Below are 20,024 nucleotides of genomic sequence, written 5' to 3' on the forward strand. Positions count from 1 at the left end.
TGTCATGATTCCCACCACGATTTCTGTTTCGCTATTCCCAGGTCACTGTCAGATTTTGGCTTCGGCATATCCCACTGTAGATTTGCCACCTCCTGATTCCCGGCAGCTAAGTCACGGGACGGCTTGACTGCCGTAGCGTTGTTAAACTGATTTTCCACACCGAAATCACCTTTTGGTAAAATGTCATCCGGCTTATTCATGAAAAATTTTGTCGTCACGTTATCCAGCTTACCGGTTCGGTAATATTCTTTAGCGAAAGGATAACCATTTTGAGGGTCACGCCAGTCTGCGCGGTGTAACAATCCTTCCCAGAACTTACCCGCCTGATAGTCAAACGATTTGCACTGACCGATAGCCAGATCGAAAGCCATCGCATGAGACGGCGCAAACTCGCTCGCCACGATAGAAGAGTGCTGGCTGTAGCCTACCGGATCGGTTTTCTGCCACTCCTTTTCAAGTTCATCACGGGATTTAAGCCAGGTCAGTGTCAACTGAGAAAAATCTCTCGTTCCCGTCACTTCACCGCGAATAACTTCATGCCCCCGGTCAAAACTTTCCATTTGCAGCTCGTTTGCCGTTAATACATGGCCCGGTTGCCAGCTGATACGCTGATAGCTATTAAGTGCATAGGTAGCCGATGCCGTGCGCGGGATGGCACTGGCTTTAGCCGAATAGGAAATGTAAGCGTCAGGACTGTCCGGATCGATATACGCGGTGTACGGTTTATCACTGGTTTTCGGATCGTTATCCGGATGGTTATCCTGCCCCATGAGTTTGAAAATAAACGGCTCCGGCAGCTCTTCGCCGTTAATCACCACATCGCTGTACGAATATCCCGCATTCATCACCGGCGTGGTGCTGAAATCACCCTTCCTCTCCGGTGCCATCTTAAACGGCTCCGTCTCCATGCGGCCAACCCAGCGATGCTGGCAGAATACCCGCTGACGCAGGTTAGGAATGCCAGCAGCTAACTCATCGGGAATGCCCCTCCAGCCGAATCCCTGAATGTTTTGCAAAGACACAGTGCCATCCTGTGGACACCAGTAGTTATAAACTTTGCCGTTATTATCGCGACGATATCTGGCGTCCTCGCGTAACGGGTTATCAGAAGGCTTGCGCGAAGCACAACTGGCTTCCATTGCCAGCATATCTGCGTCTGACAGTTCTCCGCCTTTGTACTGGGTCGCCATCAGTGCGCAGAAGTGTTTAAACGTCTCCTGGCGGGCAAATGCTGTCTGGTGATGGCCGGGCTGGGCGTCTTCACTGAGACGACCTTCCAGCGAATACGGTGAGTGGTTCAGAATGGTGCAATTAACCGGATCAAAACCCTCCTGTTTGACCAGCATATTTGCCAGCATGGTGATAATCGTGCCCTGGCTGTGCGCCACTACATTAATAACATCCTTCCCGGTCACTGGATTTCGGCGGATAGTCAGGATCAAATCCGCCAGGCGCTGCGCGGCAAAGAATTGATAGATGCGGTGCGGATTCGGGAATATCGGGTGTGTGTAATCGCCGCCGTTCATGTGCAATGTGGCAAACCCTGCGGCGGCCAGTGCCGCGCCGCCAGCTCCCGGTCCTAACATATCGAGAATGTTGGTTGTCGCATTGGCAAACGTCCCTCCACCTTTGGCAAAATTCGTATCGAGGGCGTTTTTGAAATTATCATTCTGGTACTTAAACGCACCTTTGCCGTCGTTACCCAGCGCCGCTTTGTTCTTCTCGTTATCCTCCTGATAAGCATCAAACGGCAGGTGCGCTGCGTCACTCAGTTTGCTGACTTCATCCCGGTACCGCTTCTGATCTGCCCGGTAGTCTTCATGCGTAACAGGCTTATACCCCCAGTAAAACGGAATAACAGGCGAACGGCCGGGGTGCGCAATTCTGTACTCCCCCCATTCATGCACGTAAAAATCCTGACGATTAAGACGCTTACTCAGTCCCGCAAGAATGCCTTTTTCCTGGTTCTGGTAGGCCTCCCCGACGTCGTTCACCCCGTGAACGAGGATCACAATCCCCGGCATCGGACGCGGGACACCCACTCGGCGGGTCTGGGCGACTTCTCCCAGAGTCTTGTGTACCGGAATATCCCCTTCTGATACTACCCGCGGGGCGTACGGGCTTTGTTTAGCGTCCGTCATTCCATTAACTCCATTTTGTAGGTATCCAGGTCATCGGCATCAAGCAACGATGAATGGCCGTTGCTGTCCGTTACACCTTCCACCACTTTCCCGGCCGTGCTGGTCAGCCTGAATTTTTTGTTTGCGAGAATTTGCTCCGGGTCGTCTCCGGCGTGCAGCTGGTAGCGGAGTTTAAACGCGCCCTGATTGAACGGCGGGACCGTGACCTGTGCGCTTTCCGGGCCGTCGTACTTCAGATTGGGTCCTTTCAGTTCGATTCCCGTTGGCGAGAAGATAGTGACCAGCCCGTTCGGGCTGACGCGTATCCCTCCACCACCGCAGACCAGCTGTATCCCCTGCTTGGCGCTGCCGTTCAGCTGTCCGTCGGTACTCGCCATCGTGAAATCCTTCAGCGAAAGCATATGCATTTCTCCGCGCTGGGCCTGCGTCGTGATATCCCCGGCACCGGCAATCATCTGAATGCCGAGCTTGCGGGCAAACAGCGAGAGTTTTTCCCCCACGGCCAGCGAGAACTTTTTCACCACGTTTACGCTGGTATCCTGGCCCGCCGTCACAATCACATCTTTCCCGGCAGACAGTTGCAGACTGTCCGGCGTGACGTGCGCCTGCCCTTTGTCGGCATAGGTCAGCAGACCCGGTCCTGCCAGATTACTCAGCACCTGGTTCAGCTGGTTTTGCTGATCGGTTTCCACATTACTAGCCCCTGCCGTCAGTGCGCTTTGTTGCAGCGTCATTGCCAGCGACAACGCTTTTTCCAGCTGCGCAATGGCAGCCGTCATATCCAGTTGCTTACCCGCAGCACGCGGCTGGGCTTCCGTGGTGATCATCACCCCTTTGGCGGCACGTAGCGCCATATGGTTGTCAGTGCGCGCTTCCACACCTTCACCGCGCTGCTTTCCCTCTGCGTCAACGAGGTGGCCAGCGCTGACCTGACTCTTGCCGTACTCCGTGGAAATCTTGATGTGTTCCTTCCCACGCCGATCCTCAAGACGGATTTTGTTTGAAGCAGCAGTGCGGATCACGTTGCGGGTGTCGTTGCGGTTTGTGACCAGATCAGGGTGTTTGCCGTCATGCATGACATGCGCAATAAAAGGCCGGTCCGGATCTCCGCCTTCAAAAGCTATAGCCACTTCTGTGCCATCCAGCAGCGGGAAATGGAAACCAAACACATCCCCGCCGTACGGTCTGCCCAGACGCATCAGCGCACTTTCAAAACCGTCACGTTTCTCGTCGAGGTCAAAATCAAACTTCACGCGGTATCGGCCCTGGGCATCGACTCCGGCATAAGTGTGATCCCGATTGATGGCCGCCACGCGACCGGGTACCGTACCGGCAATCACCGGTCGCGGCAGATATTCCGGACGATAACAGTAGCCGTTCAGATAAGGGATCCCCTTCAGGACGGCACGGTAGTGCTGCGCACGGCTGCCGGAAAGCGTCATCGTGGTGACAAGAAAACCGTGTTTAAATCCGTCAGGAATATCCCCTGTCGGTTTGAACATCACCCCCGGCAGCAATGCCGGGTCACTGGTTGTCCCCCCCAACACACTCTGTTTGTTCATCAAACGCTCATAGCGCAGGCGTGCGTAGAACGTGGCTGTTTCCGCCTCCTCACCGTAAAAATCGCCGCCCTCCAGATAATGATCGGCATAGTGATACTGTTTTCCGCTAGTTATCCCCTCGGGAATATCATTTTCGAAAATGGTTTTATCCGCCTGTGCCGAAAATGGATTGCGGTAGTTATACGTACGCACCAGCACGTTTTCGGGAATGAGTTCGTATTGTTCTTCAAGCTCTGTAATGTATTCTTCATGACTGGTCATGCCGGAATGGCGGACGTACGGCAGCGGCTTATCGCTGAAGACATAGCGACGGCCACCGTCACCAAAGATCACCACCGTTTCGCCCTGCACCTTGTCGAGGTTTTCAAAGCGGAACCAGATCCCTACCTCGGCCAGCAGACGGCGGATAAACTGGAGATCAGTTTCTTTCCACTGAATAATCATTTCACGGCTGGGGTAGCTGTGGCTCAACTGGTCAAAATCGATGTTGTAACCTTGAAAACACCTGCTCTCCTTCATCAGCTTCGTGACGAGCTCAGGCACTGTCATGTCCATGTAAACGGCCGAACGGTAGTTCCGATCCAGCAGCGCCAGTTCATGCTCCAGCACACATTCATACAGAGCTTCATCGGCGGACGACTTCAGACGGGCAAACGACGTGATCACCCCGTAAATCTGGCGCACCGGCAGCCAGGGCTTCTGATCGTACCAGCCAGCTTTCGGATTCGGGGCGCGCAGAATAAACTCCGCCCTCTGATTGAGGACATCGTTGATTGCTATGTTCGGTGCAGGGCTGGTAAAGCGGATGGTATAGCGGTAGGGCTTACTGAGTTCTTCTTCCCCGGTAAAAGAGTGAACATCCGGTAAAACAGATTTGCTCCTGGGGAAATACAGTAAATAACGGTTTAACGTATCCTGTTGTTGAACAATGCCTGACTGTTCTGCCATCGTCAAATATCCTTTTGATAAAGCGATTAGATTCACTCAAAATAATACGCCCACAGCAGGTTGATTAAAATACCATTTCATAATTCAAAATAAATAATAAAATGTAATTTATTCACGCAATAAATAAATAAAACAAAAACATTTAGCCGTTAAATAAAATGGCCGGGAGATTATTCCCAGCCAAAGAGAATAAGCACTGCCTCCGGTTAAGACAGGGAATACTGGTGAAAAGTTTTGCCGCCAGTTTTCACATAAAGATGATTATTTCCTGTGAGCGCATGATCAAATATTCAATATCTGCCGTTGACGGGTTATTTGGCCCTTTCCCCTGAAACAAATCAGTGATACGCAGTGAGCAACAATAAACATTGAGCTTACTCACAGCCTGATACGAACACACGGCGGTATCAGTGAGCGGGATTTTATCTGTTACCCGTACATGAGGATATCGGTAAGGGTCAGGGGCCGGTGAATAAGCTCGGCAGGGATGAGGTCGGAGAGAGAACGGGCGTGCACCGCAGAGATGATATTGATAATGCCAAGTGCCTGAGAAAGTTCCATTAAAAAGGGTCCATGTGAAGACATGAACCCTTTTTACACCAGCCATTGGATCGGTCAACCGATCCTTAAACGATCGGCATTAGCCAAAAGGCCCGTTTTTTAGTTCGCAGGCCGGGTTACCCGGCAAGCAAACTTACTGTTTCGCGCCTTCAACCGCTTCGCGAGCCAGTTTGGTGATGCGATCCCAGTCGCCCGCTTCCAGCGCATCCGCCGGAACCAGCCATGAACCACCGATGCACAGCACGCTTTTCAGCGCCAGGTAGTCACGGTAGTTCGCCGGTGAAATACCGCCAGTCGGGCAGAAACGAACCTGAGAGAATGGGCCAGCAATGGCCTGCAACGCTTTGGTGCCGCCGTTAGCTTCAGCCGGGAAGAATTTGAACTCTTTCAGACCGTAGTCCATGCCCAGCATCAGTTCAGAAACGGTGCTGATACCCGGGATCAAAGGAATGGTGCCTTCGGTAGCGGCTTTCAGCAGTGGCTCAGTCAGGCCAGGGCTGATAGCGAACTGCGCGCCTGCTTCAGTCACGTCAGCCAGCTGTTGTGGGTTCAGAACCGTGCCTGCACCGATAATTGCTTCCGGTACTTCTTTGGCGATCGCGCGGATCGCGTCCATTGCACAGGCAGTACGCAGGGTCACTTCCAGCACGCGAACACCGCCAGCAACCAGCGCTTTTGCCATAGGTACAGCGTGTTCCAGCTTATTCACCACGATTACCGGCACGACAGGGCCAGTTTTCAGGATTGCTTCTGCACTTGTTTTCCAGTTTTTCATCAGAGTTTCTCTCGCCAGATCGATAATTCAGGTCGTCTTAAAACGTAATACAGGTCGCACCCTGTTCCGCGCCGGAGAGTTTCTCGCGCAGCGCACTGAACATTTCGCGTCCGGTTCCCACGCGCGATGCGCTCAGGTCAGGAATATGCGGTTTACGGGCAGCAAGTTCAGCCTCATCCACCAGCAGGGTTAACTCGCCTGTCTGGCCATTGACGCGAATCATATCGCCGTCACGGACTTTCGCCAGCAATCCACCATCGTACGCTTCAGGCGTCACGTGGATTGCTGAAGGCACTTTACCTGAAGCACCAGAGAGGCGTCCATCGGTAACCAACGCAATTTTGAAACAGCGGTCCAATAATACACCAAGTGGCGGCATAAGTTTATGTAATTCTGGCATCCCGTTCGCTTTTGGCCCCTGATGGCGCACGACCACCACGCAATCCCTGTCGAGAAGACCGGCATCGAAGGCAGGTAAAACATCGTGCTGGCTTTCAAATACCACAGCCGGAGCTTCGATAATCTGGTTCTCTTCCGGTACGGCAGAGGTTTTCATTACCGCGCGCCCCAGGTTGCCGCTCAGCACTTTTGTGCCACCGTGACGGGAGAACGGGGTATCGAAGGTTGCGATAACCTGTGCGTCCAGGGAGGCAGTCGCCCCATCACGCCAGTCCAGTTCGCCATTGTTCAGCCACGGCTCCATGGTGTAACGCTGCAAGCCAAAGCCTGCCACCGTATTCACATCTTCATGTAGCAAGCCGCCTTTGAGCAGTTCACGCATCAGTACCGGTACGCCGCCAGCCGCCTGGAAGTGGTTAATGTCTGCCGGGCCATTCGGGTACAGACGCGCCATCAGCGGCACAACGGCTGAGATGTCAGAGAAATCATCCCAGTTAATCAGAATGCCCGCCGCACGTGCCATCGCAACCAGGTGCATGGTGTGGTTGGTAGAACCGCCGGTTGCCAGCAAGGCAACAATCCCGTTGACGATAACTTTCTCATCCACCATTTTGCCCATCGGCATCCACTCGTTACCGTTTCCGGTGAGGCGAGTAACCTGGCGGGCAGCGGCTTCGGTCAGCGCCTGACGCAGTGGCGCATCCGGCTGAATGAAGGATGAACCCGGAAGCTGCATACCCATAAATTCCACCACCATCTGATTGGTGTTGGCCGTACCGTAGAACGTACAGGTACCTGGTGCGTGGTAGGAGGCAGCTTCGGCTTCCAGCAGCGCCTGACGATCCGCTTTACCTTCGGCATACAGCTGGCGGATACGCACTTTTTCTTTGTTTGGCAGGCCACTTGCCATCGGGCCTGACGGCACGAAAATCGCAGGCAGATGACCAAAGGAGAGCGCCGCCATCACCAGGCCCGGGACAATTTTGTCGCACACGCCCAGGTAAAGCGCGCCATCGAACATGTTGTGCGATAGCCCTACCGCCGCAGACATGGCAATCACTTCACGGCTCAGCAGGGACAACTCCATCCCATCCTGGCCCTGGGTCACACCGTCGCACATGGCCGGTACGCCCCCTGCAACCTGCCCCACCGCATTGACGCTGTGCAGCGCTTTACGAATGATATTCGGGTAGACCTCATACGGCTGGTGCGCCGAGAGCATATCGTTATAGGAGGTAATGATGGCGATATTGTTACGCAACATGCTTTTCAGCGAGTCTTTGTCACCCGGCTGGCAGGCAGCAAAGCCGTGGGCCAGATTACCGCAGGCCAGCTGTGAACGATGTACGGTGTTGCTTTTGGCCTGTTCAACACGGGCGAGGTAGGCAGAACGCGTCTCTTTCGAGCGCTCAATAATGCGTTGTGTTACGCGTAACAATGTCGGATTCATAAAAGCTCCTCTAATTTATCTGTCCGGGCTCGGGAGTTTACAAAGTCTCTGGCAGTTGTTAACAACGCTGAAACGCTTGCTGTCCGGAGCTCAGGGGCAAAATCGCTTCCGGCAGTGTAATAAAAAAAGCTCCGCGGGGAAATCCACGCGGAGCTTAAAAGATTAAAAATTGTGCCACTAACTGTGTTAGATCATGTTACCGGTAAAATAACACCTTCGGGCTAGAGGATTATCCTACTCAAACTCGTTCCAGGAGCGGCCATCACGGGTGATCATCGCCACAGAGGCGACAGGTCCCCAGGTGCCCGCCTGATACGGTTTTGGCGCGTCCTGATCGGCAGCCCAGGCTTCGGTAATGGAATCAACCCATTTCCACGCCTCTTCCACTTCATCGCGACGTACGAACAGCGCCTGAATACCACGCATGGTTTCCAGCAGCAGACGCTCGTAAGCATCCGCAAGGTGTGTTTGGTTGAAAGTCTCGGAGTAGCTCAGATCAAGCTTAGTGGTTTGCAGGTTGTGTTTGTGATCCAGACCTGGCACTTTGTTCAGGATCTGAATATCCACACCTTCGTCCGGTTGCAGACGGATGGTCAACTTGTTCTGCGGCAGCTCCTGCCAGGACTCTTTGAACAGGTTCAGCTCAGGGTTTTTAAAGTACACAACCACTTCGGAGCATTTGGCTGGCAGACGTTTACCGGTACGCAGGTAGAACGGAACACCCGCCCAGCGCCAGTCATCGATATCCACACGGATCGCCACAAAGGTCTCGGTGTTGCTGGCCTTGTTCGCGCCCTCTTCTTCCAGGTAGCCCGGCACTTTTTTACCCTGGGCAAAGCCTGCGGTATACTGGCCGCGCACGGTTTTCTCACGCACATTTGAACGGTCAATGCGGCGCAGAGATTTCAGCACTTTCACTTTTGCATCGCGGATGCTGTCAGCCGTCAGGTCAGAAGGTGGAGACATGGCGATCATGCACAGAATTTGCAGCAGGTGGTTCTGGATCATGTCGCGCATCTGGCCGGCCTGGTCAAAGTAACCCCAGCGCCCTTCGATACCCACCTCTTCGGCCACGGTAATTTCCACGTGATCGATAGTACGGTTGTCCCAGTTGTTCACAAACAGGGAGTTCGCAAAACGCAGCGCCAGCAGGTTCAGTACCGTCTCTTTACCAAGATAGTGGTCGATACGGTAAACCTGGCACTCTTCAAAGAACTCGCCCACCTGATCGTTGATTTCGCGGGAGGTCGCAAGCGATGTACCCAGCGGTTTTTCCATCACGACGCGTGCAGGTTTGGCGTTCAGTTTCGCTTCGCCCAGGCCTTTGCAGATGGCGCCGAAGGTGCTTGGTGGCATTGCGAAATAGTTGATGGTGACGCGGTTTTTCTGGTCCAGCATCTCGCCCAGACGAGAAAACGCGCTAACGTCGTTCACGTCCAGGTTACAGAAATCGAGGCGTCCGCTCAGCGTATCCCACAAACTTTCATCGATTTTCTCTTTCATGAAAGTTTCGAGCGCTTCACGCACGACTTTGGTATAAGCGTCCTTGTCCCATTCGGCGCGCCCGACACCCAGGATACGGGTATCCGGATGAAGTTGGCCCGCTTTTTCCAGTTGATACAGGGAAGGCAGCAATTTCCGGCGTGCAAGATCGCCTTTCGCGCCGAAAATGACCAGGTCACATGCCTGGGCTGTTTGCGTTACCGCCATGTCATTCTCCTCAGTTGGATAACCTGGTACTTCTGCCAGGTATCGTTGTAATTTTATTACAATGCACTGTACTGCTTTTACGTCATTCCCGAAACCATTAGCGCTTATCGTCACGTGCGATACCGCGATTTTTCGCCCGTAAAACGCCTGTGGCACGGCAAAAACGCTGGATCCGTTGAATCTTTGTACTGCCCGGTCACTGCAAAACCCGACAGCGATCAAGTAATGAAAAAAAACAACAACATTTCTTGTCGTACATTACCCTTTAAGGAAGCCTGAGGGGTAATATCGACTCAATCGAATCATGATTTCATCAATCAATGAAATCGTTTCCACCCATGAGCGCCTGGTTAACGATGAACATGCTGGAAAAAATCCAGTTTCAACTGGAACACCTTAGCAAATCCGAGCGAAAAGTGGCTGAAGTTATTCTCGCCTCCCCCGCTCAGGCGATTCATTCAAGCATCGCCGCTCTGGCACAGGAATCGGGCGTTAGCGAACCGACGGTTAACCGGTTCTGTCGAAGCCTTGAAACGCGTGGCTTCCCCGATTTTAAACTGCATCTGGCACAAAGTCTGGCAAACGGTACGCCGTATGTTAATCGCAATGTAGATGAAGACGACAGCGTTGATGCCTATACCGCGAAAATATTTGAATCCGCGATGGCAACGCTCGATCATGTCCGGCAGTCGCTGGATATGACATCGGTTAATCGCGCAGTCGATTTACTGACCCAGGCCAAGAAGATAGCCTTCTTCGGTCTGGGCTCGTCCGCAGCGGTTGCTCACGATGCCATGAACAAGTTCTTTCGCTTTAATGTCCCGGTCATTTATTCCGATGACATTGTGCTGCAACGCATGAGTTGTATGAATTGTAGCGAAGATGATGTGGTGGTTCTTATCTCGCATACCGGACGCACCAAAAGCCAGGTAGAACTGGCTCAGCTGGCGCGTGATAACGATGCTATGGTGATAGCGCTTACAACAGCAGGTACGCCGTTGGCACGAGAAGCGACTCTCGCCATCACTCTGGATGTGCCTGAAGACACCGACATGTATATGCCAATGGTGTCACGTCTTGCGCAACTCACCGTGATTGACGTACTGGCGACCGGTTTTACCTTGCGTCGAGGGGCAAAATTCAGAGATAACTTGAAGCGGGTCAAGGAAGCGCTCAAGGAATCGCGTTTTGATAAAGAATTGCTCATAAAGAGCGATGTTCCCTAATAGTTAATAATGATGTTTTAACGATTCACAGCACTCGGTCAGTTCACTGTTGCCTTGCAGCAGGCAGAACGCCGATTCAATGTTCACGCAACACCAAAATTGTTTCAGTCAACGGAGTATTACATGTCCAGAAGGCTTCGCAGAACCAAGATCGTAACCACCTTAGGCCCGGCTACCGATCGCGATAATAACCTCGAGAAAATTATCGCCGCAGGTGCCAACGTGGTACGTATGAACTTCTCTCACGGTACGCCAGAAGACCATAAACTGCGTGCAGATAAAGTACGTGAGATCGCGGCTAAACTGGGCCGCCATGTTGCTATCCTCGGTGACCTGCAAGGGCCAAAAATCCGTGTATCAACATTTAAGGAAGGCAAAGTTTTCCTCAATGTTGGCGATAAGTTCCTGCTTGATGCCAACCTGAGCAAAGGTGAAGGCGATAAAGAGAAAGTGGGCATCGACTATAAAGGTCTGCCTGCTGACGTGGTGACTGGCGACATTCTGCTGCTCGACGATGGCCGCGTTCAGCTGAAAGTGCTGGAAGTTCAGGGCATGAAAGTGTTCACCGAAGTGACCGTGGGTGGCCCGCTTTCCAACAACAAAGGTATTAACAAACTCGGTGGTGGTCTCTCTGCTGAAGCGCTGACCGATAAAGACAAAGCCGACATCGTTACTGCCGCCCAGATTAGTGTGGATTACCTGGCGGTCTCCTTCCCACGCTGTGGTGAAGACCTGAACTACGCTCGCCGTCTGGCGCGTGATGCAGGTTGCGATGCGAAAATCGTTGCCAAAGTTGAGCGTGCAGAAGCCGTTTGCGATCAGGATGCGATGGATGACGTTATCCTGGCCTCCGACGTGGTGATGGTTGCCCGTGGTGACCTGGGCGTTGAAATCGGCGACCCGGAACTGGTGGGTATCCAGAAAGCGCTGATCCGCCGTGCGCGTCAGCTGAACCGCGCGGTGATCACTGCGACCCAGATGATGGAGTCAATGATTACCAACCCAATGCCAACCCGTGCAGAAGTCATGGACGTGGCAAACGCCGTGCTGGATGGTACCGATGCGGTCATGCTGTCTGCTGAAACAGCGGCAGGCCAGTACCCGGCTGAAACCGTTGCTGCCATGGCGCGCGTGTGCCTGGGCGCTGAGAAGATCCCAAGCATCAACGTGTCTAAACACCGTCTGGACGTGCAGTTCGACAACGTGGAAGAAGCCATTGCGATGTCCGCAATGTACGCGGCAAACCACCTGAAAGGTGTTACCGCCATCATCACCATGACCGAATCTGGCCGTACCGCACTGATGACGTCCCGTATCAGCTCCGGTCTGCCAATCTTTGCTATGTCACGTCACGAGCGCACCCTGAACCTGACTGCGCTGTATCGTGGTGTGACCCCGGTTTACTTCGACAGCACCAGCGATGGCGTTGCCGCTGCGAATGATGCCGTTAACCTGCTGCGCGACAAAGGCTACCTGGTGTCCGGTGATATCGTTATCGTGACTCAGGGTGACGTGATGAGCACCGTGGGTTCAACCAACACCACCCGTGTTATGACCGTCGAATAATCCCGATGCTGTTAAAAAGCCTCCTCCTTGCGGAGGTTAGGCTTGCCAGTTAAGCACGGTGCAGGATTCCGTTCACCTTAATATCCGCAGAAAATAACTCGTTCAGCACACGTGAACGGGATAAGGGGGCCACCGCGGCCCCCTTATCAATCCCCACGGCCCGCAAAGAAATCGGTGCTTCGCACTGCGCTCACCTCACGACCCTCTGCCTGCGGTCGGCGGGACTCAATATCCGTGCCATTTTCAGGCCGCAGAGAAGGTTGAAGGTTCGTGAGTCCGGCTGAAAATCGCCGAAGCGTTACCTGTAGGCCGGGGCGATGCGCGGCGAGGGCGGATTTACAGGGACGTTACCTCCGCCCGTCCCCGATAAGCCGGAAGGAATAAGCTGAGGACAAAATTGCCAGGAGCAATTTTGGACAGCGCTTGCGCTGGCCCCGAAGGGGTGAGCCCCAGGGATGGGGCGAACAATCCGCGAAGCGGCGATTTTCTTTGCCGGGAGCCGGGATTGCTAAGGGGGCGGCGGCAGCCCCCTTAGCACGTTCACCGCAGCGGATTATGCAGGTAGCAGGAAAGTCTGAGTGAACGGAACGATGCCGCAAAAATAACAGAGTGGCTTAATATCGCTTAACTGACTGGCATTGCTCCTTGCCGAGGTTTTTTTATTTCTTCGGGAAAAGCTCTTTGCGTTTATAGGGCTCTTTTTCGCCCGGCTTACGCGTTTTAAGCAGCTTGAGTATCCACGTGTACTGTTCCGTATGCGGCCCCACCAGCAGCTCAACCTCTTCATTCATCCGGCGCGCAATGGTGTGATCGTCTGCCGTCAGCAGGTCATCCATTGGCGGGCGCACCTCAATGCTCAGGCGGTGCGTGTTGCCGTCATAAACTGGGAACAGCGGAATAACGCGGGCGCGACACACTTTCATCAGGCGGCCAATCGCAGGCAGCGTGGCTTTGTAAGTGGCAAAGAAATCGACAAACTCACTGTGCTCAGGACCGTGGTCCTGATCCGGTAGATAGTATCCCCAGTAGCCCTGACGCACAGACTGAATAAAAGGTTTGATACCGTCGTTACGCGCGTGCAGGCGACCACCAAAACGACGGCGGACGGTGTTCCACACATAATCAAAGATCTTATTGCCCTGATTATGGAACATGGCAGCCATCTTCTGCCCTTGCGATGCCATAAGCATGGCCGGGATATCAACACCCCAACCGTGAGGAACAAGGAAGATCACCTTCTCGTCATTGCGGCGCATCTCTTCAATGATTTCCAACCCTTTCCAGTCAACACGGCTAAGCAGCTTTTCTGGCCCGCGCAGCGCCAGCTCTGCCATCATCGCCATTGCCTGCGGTGCTGTGGTGTACATCGCATCAATGATAGCTTCACGCTCGGCGTCGCTTTTCTCAGGGAAGCAGTAGTAGAGGTTAATTTGTGCGCGGCGACGGGCGCTTTTACCCATCCGCCCGGCAAGGCGGCCTATTTTGCCCAGAATGGGATCGCGGACGGCCGCCGGGAGCAGCGCAATACCGGCAAACGCATAGACACCCAGCCAGGCGCCCCAGTTAGACGGATGGCGAAACGACGGCTCAAACTCAGGAATGTACTCAATGTTATTTTTTTTTGTTTCCATGCTGATTCCAGGGAAGGTGACGCAAAATAAAGAACAATGCGGATAGTGTAGCGAGGCTGGCGCTTACGTACAAAAGAAAAAGCCGGCGCGCGAGGGCACCGGCTTTACAAAATACGAGCTTAGTCAAAACGCAGTTGCGGCATCACCTCTTTCACCTGCGCCAGATAATCGGTGCGATCTTTACCGATCAGGCCTTCGGTGCGCGGCAGCTTCGCCGTCAGCGGGTTAACCGCCTGCTGGTTGATCCACACTTCATAGTGCAGGTGTGGCCCGGTTGAACGTCCAGTATTACCGGAAAGCGCGATACGATCGCCACGTTTTACCTTCTGCCCCGGCTGAACCAGCAGTTTACGCAAGTGCATATAGCGGGTGGTGTAGGTACGACCGTGGCGCACGGCAACATAGTAACCTGCGGCACCACTGCGTTTCGCCATGACCACCTCGCCATCACCCACCGCCAGCACAGGGGTTCCCTGAGGCATGGCGAAGTCAACACCACGGTGCGGCGCAACGCGGCCAGTAACCGGGTTCAGACGACGCGGGTTAAAGTTAGAAGAGACACGGAACTGCTTCGCAGTCGGGAATCGCAGGAAGCCTTTCGCCAGCCCCGTACCGTTTCGGTCATAGAACTTGCCGTCTTCAGCGCGGATTGTGTAGTAATCCTTGCCATCAGAACGCAGACGCACGCCCACCAGTTGGCTTTGCTCACGCTTACCGTCCAGCATCTCACGAGACATCAGCACTGAGAACTCATCGCCTTTTTTCAGCTTGCGGAAGTCCATCTGCCACTGCATCGCTTTAATCACCGAGCTGATTTCCGCGCTGGTCAGGCCCGCATCACGCGCGCTGCTGACGAAACTCGCCCCTACCGTGCCTTTCAGCACGCTATTAACCCAGTCGCCCTGCTGCATTTCACTGCTCATTTTGAAACCGTTTGCAGTGCGATCGTAAGTACGGGTTTCACGGCGGGAAACTTCCCACGTCAGACGTTGTAAATCGCCCTCTGCGGTTAAGGTCCAGGAGAGTTGTTGACCGATTTTGAGGTTACGTAAGTCTTTATCTGCGGCGGCAAGCTGGCTGATATCCCCCAGCTCGATGCCGTACTGGTTCAGTACACTACTGAGTGTATCTCCGGTGGATACCACGTATTCGTGGTTACCCGCTTCGGTATCGGTTTTGTCGTCAAGCTCATCCTGCGGAATAGCTTCATCTTCCTGAGCCGCCTGATCGATAGGCTCACTGGCCTCAGGCAACAGAGAACGGATTTCGCTCTTCTCAAGCTCGATGGTTTTGATAACAGGGGTAGAGCTCGGGTGGTAGACATAGGGCCGCCATACGGCGACCGCCAGAGTGAGAACTGTAAGCGACCCCAGCATAACGCGATGGGGTCGGGGCAGATTGTTAAATGCCAGAGCGACAGAGCGGGCTATCTGTTGCACGTATTCACTTCCTCGTTAATCTCCTTTCAGGCAGCTCGCATACTGGTTCGCCAGTTGGCTGAGGAACTGCGAATAGCTCGCTTTGCTCAACTGGATGTTCGTTCCTAGCGGGTCAAGGGTACCCATGCGCACGGATGTTCCCCTGGCCACGGCTTCTACGACCGCTGGCCTGAACTGTGGCTCAGCAAAAACGCATGTCGCTTTTTGCTCAACCAACTGTGTTCTGATTTCATGTAAACGCTGCGCACCAGGCTGAATTTCAGGGTTGACGGTAAAGTGACCGAGCGGGGTCAAACCGTAGTGTTTTTCGTAGTAGCCATAAGCGTCATGAAAAACGAAATACCCTTTGCCTTTCAGCGGTGCGAGCTCGTTACCCACCTGTTTATCGGTTGCGGCTAAACTTGCCTCAAAATCCTTCAGGTTGGCGTCTAATTTGGCTCGACTTTGCGGCATAAGTTCCACTAATTTGTCATGGATTGCAACCGCCGAAAGCCGCGCTATCTCTGGCGAGAGCCAGAGATGCATGTTGTACTCGCCGTGATGGTGATGGTCGTCACCTTTTTCGCCTTCAGCGTGGTTATGCTCACTTTCGTGCTCGTCGTCGTCAGCCCCTTTCATGAGTAACGGTTTCACGCCTGCAAGGTCCGCAATGGTGACCTGCTTTTGAGCCGGAACCTGTTGGGCAGACTTCTGCATAAACGCTTCCATTTCCGGACCGATCCATACGACTAAGTCCGCGTTTTGTAAGCGTTTTGCATCTGATGGGCGCAGAGAATAATCATGCTCAGAGGCACCATCAGGGAGCAAAACCTGGGTCTCCGTTACGCCATCTGCAATGGCAGATGCGATGAAGCCAAGGGGTTTAAGCGAAGCGACAACGGCAGCGTTAACATCTTGTGCTGTTGTACCCCAAAGGGCAGCGGATAATGCTGCGAAAAGAAGCGTATTTTTATGTAACATAATGCGACTATTCATCGTAATAAGTTCGGGGAATGTGATATTATAACATTCGATGACTTCTGCAAGCTTAAATTGACATGACGACTTTGGTTTCTCTCGAAAATATTTCGGTGTCATTCGGTCAGCGTCGCGTCCTTTCTGACGTTTCGCTGGAACTGAAACCCGGTAAAATACTGACGCTGCTCGGCCCTAATGGTGCCGGGAAATCCACCCTGGTGCGCGTGGTTCTGGGTTTGGTTGCACCCGATGAAGGTGTTATCAAACGTGATAACAAACTGCGTATTGGCTATGTGCCGCAAAAATTACACCTGGACGCCACCCTGCCACTCACGGTGAGCCGTTTCCTGCGCCTGCGCCCTGGCACACGTAAAGACGAAATTCTGCCAGCCCTGAAACGCGTGCAGGCAGGGCATCTGATCGATGCACCCTTGCAAAAGCTCTCTGGCGGCGAAACGCAGCGTGTTCTGCTGGCTCGCGCATTACTGAGCAGTCCGCAATTGCTGGTCCTCGATGAACCGACCCAGGGTGTTGACGTGAACGGCCAGGTTGCGCTGTACGATTTGATTGATCAGCTTCGCCGTGAACTTGACTGCGCGGTGCTGATGGTTTCTCACGACCTGCATCTGGTGATGGCAAAAACCGACGAAGTGCTGTGCCTGAACCACCACATCTGCTGCTCCGGCACGCCGGAAGTGGTGTCGATGCACCCGGAATTTATCTCTATGTTTGGCCCTCGCGGAGCCGAACAGCTTGGCATCTATCGCCACCACCACAATCACCGCCATGATTTACAGGGACGAATTGTGCTGCGTCGGGGAAATGGACACTCATGATTGAATTGTTACTGCCCGGCTGGCTGGCCGGGATTATGCTCGCCTGCGCCGCAGGGCCGCTGGGCTCTTTTGTTGTGTGGCGCAGAATGTCCTATTTCGGCGATACGCTGGCGCACGCCTCGCTGCTCGGCGTTGCCTTTGGTCTGCTGCTGAATGTAAACCCGTTTTATGCGGTGATCGCGGTGACGCTGATGCTGGCAGCCGGTCTGGTGTGGCTGGAAAAACGGCCGCACCTCGCCATTGATACTTTGCTCGGCATTATGGCGCACAGCGCATTGTCACTGGGTCTGGTCGTTGTGAGCCTGATGTCGAATATTCGTGTCGACCTGATGGCCTACCTGTTTGGTGACCTGCTGGCCGTTACCCCGGAAGACCTGATCTCTATCGCCATCGGTGTGGTAGTGGTGCTGGCTATTCTGTTATGGCAGTGGCGCAACCTGCTGGCGATGACCGTTAGCCCGGATCTGGCATTCGTCGATGGCGTTAAGCTTCAGCGCGTGAAACTGCTCCTGATGCTGGTGACCGCCTTGACCATTGGTGTGGCGATGAAGTTTGTCGGGGCGTTGATTATTACGTCCCTGCTGATCATCCCGGCTGCGACCGCACGTCGTTTTGCCCGTACGCCAGAACAAATGGCCGGCGTGGCCGTTATTGTAGGGATGATTGCAGTAACAGGCGGGTTGACCTTCTCGGCGTTCTACGACACGCCAGCGGGGCCGTCAGTGGTTCTCTGTGCAGCTGTGCTGTTTATCTTCAGTATGATGAAGAAGGCTGCAGGTTAACATCGAGGGCGCTGATGCCCTCACCCTAACCCTCTCCCTGTACAGTCCGGGGACATAGTGAACGCTTGTTCGGGGACATGGTAGACACTTACAACTAAGGCATAAGAACCCGTTTATGGAGTCGCTTATGCCCTGGGATGCGAGAGATACCATGTCATTACGTACCGAGTTTATATTGTTCGCCTCGCAGGACGGGGCGAACATGCCGCACCCAACCGGCTCTGGCAGATGGATTTTAAGGGGCACTTCCCCTTTGGCGGGGGCCGCTGTCATCCGCTCACCCTGCTGGACGACCACTCCCGTTTCTCCCTGTGTCTGACACACTGTTCCGATGAACGGCGTGAGACCGTACAGCAGCAACTGGTCAGCGTGTTTGAACGCTACGGCCTGCCGGAGCGGATGACAATGGACAACGGCTCGCCGTGGGGTGACACCACTGGCACCTGGACGGCGCTGGAGCTGTGGCTGATGCGCCTGGGTATCCGGGTGGGTCACTCACGGCCTTATCATCCGCAGACACAGGGCAAGCTGGAGCGTTTTCACCGCAGCCTGAAGGCGGAAGTACTGCAGGGTAAGTGGTTCGCAGACAGCGGTGAAGTGCAGCGCGCCTTCGACCACTGGCGCACCGTCTATAACCTGGAACGGCCACACGAGGCCCTGGATATGATGGTGCCGGGGTCGCGGTATCAGCCGTCTGCGCGGCAGTACAGCGGCACCATGGCGCCACCGGAATACGATGAAGGGGTAATGGTCAGGAAGGTGGATAGCAGCGGGAAGCTGAGCGTCAAAGGTATCTGTCTGAGAGCAGGTAAGGCCTTCAGGGGGGAAAGCGTCGGGCTGAAAGAGACACGGGAAGAAGGGTATTACGAGGTGTGGTGGTACAGTACAAAAGTGGGGTGATCGACCTGAAGAAAAAGTCGATCACCATGGGTAAAGGATGTTAAAAAGTGTTCACCATGTCCCCGAACACCTGTCTACCATGTCCCCGGACTGTACATCCCAAAGGGAGAGGGAAAATAAGGCTACGGCATTGCCGGTGGCGTAATCCCAAAGTGATTCCACGCCCGCACCGTCGCCATGCGTCCACGCGGGGTGCGCTGTAAAAAGCCCTGCTGGATAAGATACGGCTCCAGCACATCTTCTATGGTTTCGCGCTCTTCACCAATCGCTGCCGCCAGGTTATCCAGCCCCACTGGCCCGCCAAAGAATTTATCCAGCACCGCCAGCAGCAGCTTGCGGTCCATATAGTCGAAACCTTCCGCATCCACATTCAGCATGTCCAGAGCCTGTGAAGCGATATCTGACGAGATAGTGCCATCGTGCTTCACTTCAGCGAAGTCACGGACGCGTCGCAGCAGACGGTTAGCAATACGCGGCGTGCCTCGAGAACGCTTTGCAACCTCAAACGCCCCTTCATCGCTCATCTCCAGCCCCATGTAACGCGCGCTACGGCTGACGATATGCTGGAGATCAGGAACCTGATAAAACTCAAGGCGCTGCACAATTCCGAAGCGATCACGCAGTGGTGATGTTAATGAACCAGCGCGGGTTGTGGCACCAATCAACGTAAACGGCGGCAGGTCGATTTTAATGGAGCGCGCAGCCGGGCCTTCACCTATCATGATGTCCAACTGGTAATCTTCCATCGCCGGATAGAGCACCTCTTCCACCACCGGTGAAAGACGGTGGATCTCATCAATGAACAGAACATCATGCGGTTCAAGGTTGGTCAGCATCGCTGCCAGGTCGCCCGCTTTTTCAAGCACCGGGCCGGAAGTGGTACGCAGATTTACGCCCATTTCATTGGCAACGATATTTGCCAGCGTGGTTTTACCTAACCCCGGCGGGCCGAAAATCAGCAGATGATCGAGCGCATCGCCACGCAGTTTTGCCGCCTGGATGAAGATCTCCATCTGGGAACGAACCTGTGGCTGGCCAATGTACTCATCAAGCAGTTTCGGGCGGATCGCGCGATCCACGACGTCTTCTGCCTGAAGGGTGCCTGCCGATACCAGGCGGTCTGCTTCAATCATCCTTTACC

General features: G+C 54.1%; 13 protein-coding genes and 1 pseudogene. 5 read left to right on the forward strand and 9 right to left on the reverse strand.

The window, feature by feature from the left end; genetic code table 11:
• Positions 1-2: 2 nt before the first annotated feature.
• The 5 genes from ACT9TW_RS19380 to zwf all read right to left on the reverse strand — a co-directional run bounded on the left by ACT9TW_RS19380 (position 3) and on the right by zwf (position 9,546).
• Entirely contained in the window at positions 3-2,141 is a 2,139-nt protein-coding gene (locus ACT9TW_RS19380) for a T6SS effector phospholipase Tle3 domain-containing protein (protein WP_446493419.1), read from the reverse strand.
• Positions 2,138-4,651 (reverse strand): type VI secretion system Vgr family protein, encoded by a 2,514-nt coding sequence (locus tag ACT9TW_RS19385; protein ID WP_446493420.1) that lies wholly within the window; start codon positions 4,649-4,651, stop codon positions 2,138-2,140. The genes ACT9TW_RS19380 and ACT9TW_RS19385 overlap by 4 nt, the downstream gene beginning before the upstream one ends.
• A 694-nt stretch (positions 4,652-5,345) precedes the next feature.
• Positions 5,346-5,987, reverse strand: coding sequence for a bifunctional 4-hydroxy-2-oxoglutarate aldolase/2-dehydro-3-deoxy-phosphogluconate aldolase (gene kdgA, locus ACT9TW_RS19390; protein ID WP_014070680.1), 642 nt, complete (start codon positions 5,985-5,987; stop codon positions 5,346-5,348).
• A 37-nt stretch (positions 5,988-6,024) separates the two neighbouring features.
• Complete coding sequence (gene edd / locus ACT9TW_RS19395) at positions 6,025-7,836, reverse strand: phosphogluconate dehydratase (RefSeq protein WP_446493421.1); 1,812 nt, start codon at positions 7,834-7,836, stop codon at positions 6,025-6,027.
• Positions 7,837-8,070: 234 nt separating this feature from the next.
• Positions 8,071-9,546 carry a glucose-6-phosphate dehydrogenase gene (gene zwf / locus ACT9TW_RS19400; protein ID WP_182061493.1) on the reverse strand — a complete coding sequence of 492 codons (1,476 nt, stop codon included), beginning with the start codon at positions 9,544-9,546 and terminating at the stop codon, positions 8,071-8,073.
• Between the two features lie 356 nt (positions 9,547-9,902).
• Between zwf and ACT9TW_RS19405 the strand changes: the two genes are divergently transcribed.
• Both ACT9TW_RS19405 and pyk read left to right on the forward strand, forming a co-directional pair.
• Positions 9,903-10,772, forward strand: coding sequence for a MurR/RpiR family transcriptional regulator (locus ACT9TW_RS19405; protein ID WP_041162241.1), 870 nt, complete (start codon positions 9,903-9,905; stop codon positions 10,770-10,772).
• A 123-nt stretch (positions 10,773-10,895) separates the two neighbouring features.
• Positions 10,896-12,338, forward strand: a complete 1,443-nt coding sequence (gene pyk, locus ACT9TW_RS19410; protein ID WP_182061494.1) for a pyruvate kinase — start codon at positions 10,896-10,898, stop codon at positions 12,336-12,338.
• A 659-nt stretch (positions 12,339-12,997) separates the two neighbouring features.
• Here the strand turns inward: pyk and lpxM are convergent.
• The 3 genes from lpxM to znuA form a co-directional block, all read right to left on the reverse strand.
• Entirely contained in the window at positions 12,998-13,969 is a 972-nt protein-coding gene (gene lpxM / locus ACT9TW_RS19415; RefSeq protein ID WP_182061495.1) for a lauroyl-Kdo(2)-lipid IV(A) myristoyltransferase, read from the reverse strand.
• A 119-nt stretch (positions 13,970-14,088) separates the two neighbouring features.
• Positions 14,089-15,408, reverse strand: coding sequence for a murein DD-endopeptidase MepM (mepM, locus tag ACT9TW_RS19420; RefSeq protein ID WP_446493422.1), 1,320 nt, complete (start codon positions 15,406-15,408; stop codon positions 14,089-14,091).
• Between the two features lie 15 nt (positions 15,409-15,423).
• Positions 15,424-16,368 carry a zinc ABC transporter substrate-binding protein ZnuA gene (gene znuA / locus ACT9TW_RS19425; RefSeq protein WP_446493857.1) on the reverse strand — a complete coding sequence of 315 codons (945 nt, stop codon included), beginning with the start codon at positions 16,366-16,368 and terminating at the stop codon, positions 15,424-15,426.
• A gap of 77 nt (positions 16,369-16,445) precedes the next feature.
• Between znuA and znuC the strand changes: the two genes are divergently transcribed.
• The 3 genes and pseudogenes from znuC to ACT9TW_RS19440 all read left to right on the forward strand — a co-directional run.
• Complete coding sequence (gene znuC / locus ACT9TW_RS19430) at positions 16,446-17,201, forward strand: zinc ABC transporter ATP-binding protein ZnuC (protein ID WP_446493423.1); 756 nt, start codon at positions 16,446-16,448, stop codon at positions 17,199-17,201.
• Complete coding sequence (gene znuB, locus ACT9TW_RS19435) at positions 17,198-17,983, forward strand: zinc ABC transporter permease subunit ZnuB (protein WP_182061498.1); 786 nt, start codon at positions 17,198-17,200, stop codon at positions 17,981-17,983. Before znuC ends, znuB begins: the two co-directional genes overlap by 4 nt.
• A 189-nt stretch (positions 17,984-18,172) precedes the next feature.
• A pseudogene (locus ACT9TW_RS19440) lies at positions 18,173-18,927 on the forward strand (DDE-type integrase/transposase/recombinase); the annotation flags it as partial.
• A gap of 78 nt (positions 18,928-19,005) precedes the next feature.
• On the opposite strand, the gene ruvB reads toward ACT9TW_RS19440, so the two are convergent.
• The gene (gene ruvB, locus ACT9TW_RS19445; protein WP_315686059.1) at positions 19,006-20,016 is read right to left on the reverse strand and encodes a Holliday junction branch migration DNA helicase RuvB; all 1,011 of its coding nucleotides are present in this window, start codon (positions 20,014-20,016) and stop codon (positions 19,006-19,008) included.
• Between the last annotated feature and the right edge of the window lie 8 nt (positions 20,017-20,024).

This window comes from Enterobacter sp. C4G1 (assembly GCF_052886895.1).

Bases quoted from the DNA above. Each gene is read 5' to 3' on its own strand.
- ACT9TW_RS19380 (WP_446493419.1), bottom strand. From the start codon at position 2,141: ATGACGGACGCTAAACAAAGCCCGTACGCCCCGCGGGTAGTATCAGAA.
- ACT9TW_RS19385 (WP_446493420.1), bottom strand. From the start codon at position 4,651: ATGGCAGAACAGTCAGGCATTGTTCAACAACAGGATACGTTAAACCGT.
- kdgA (WP_014070680.1), bottom strand. From the start codon at position 5,987: ATGAAAAACTGGAAAACAAGTGCAGAAGCAATCCTGAAAACTGGCCCT.
- edd (WP_446493421.1), bottom strand. From the start codon at position 7,836: ATGAATCCGACATTGTTACGCGTAACACAACGCATTATTGAGCGCTCG.
- zwf (WP_182061493.1), bottom strand. From the start codon at position 9,546: ATGGCGGTAACGCAAACAGCCCAGGCATGTGACCTGGTCATTTTCGGC.
- ACT9TW_RS19405 (WP_041162241.1), top strand. From the start codon at position 9,903: ATGAACATGCTGGAAAAAATCCAGTTTCAACTGGAACACCTTAGCAAA.
- pyk (WP_182061494.1), top strand. From the start codon at position 10,896: ATGTCCAGAAGGCTTCGCAGAACCAAGATCGTAACCACCTTAGGCCCG.
- lpxM (WP_182061495.1), bottom strand. From the start codon at position 13,969: ATGGAAACAAAAAAAAATAACATTGAGTACATTCCTGAGTTTGAGCCG.
- znuA (WP_446493857.1), bottom strand. From the start codon at position 16,368: ATGTTACATAAAAATACGCTTCTTTTCGCAGCATTATCCGCTGCCCTT.
- znuC (WP_446493423.1), top strand. From the start codon at position 16,446: ATGACGACTTTGGTTTCTCTCGAAAATATTTCGGTGTCATTCGGTCAG.
- znuB (WP_182061498.1), top strand. From the start codon at position 17,198: ATGATTGAATTGTTACTGCCCGGCTGGCTGGCCGGGATTATGCTCGCC.
- ruvB (WP_315686059.1), bottom strand. From the start codon at position 20,016: ATGATTGAAGCAGACCGCCTGGTATCGGCAGGCACCCTTCAGGCAGAA.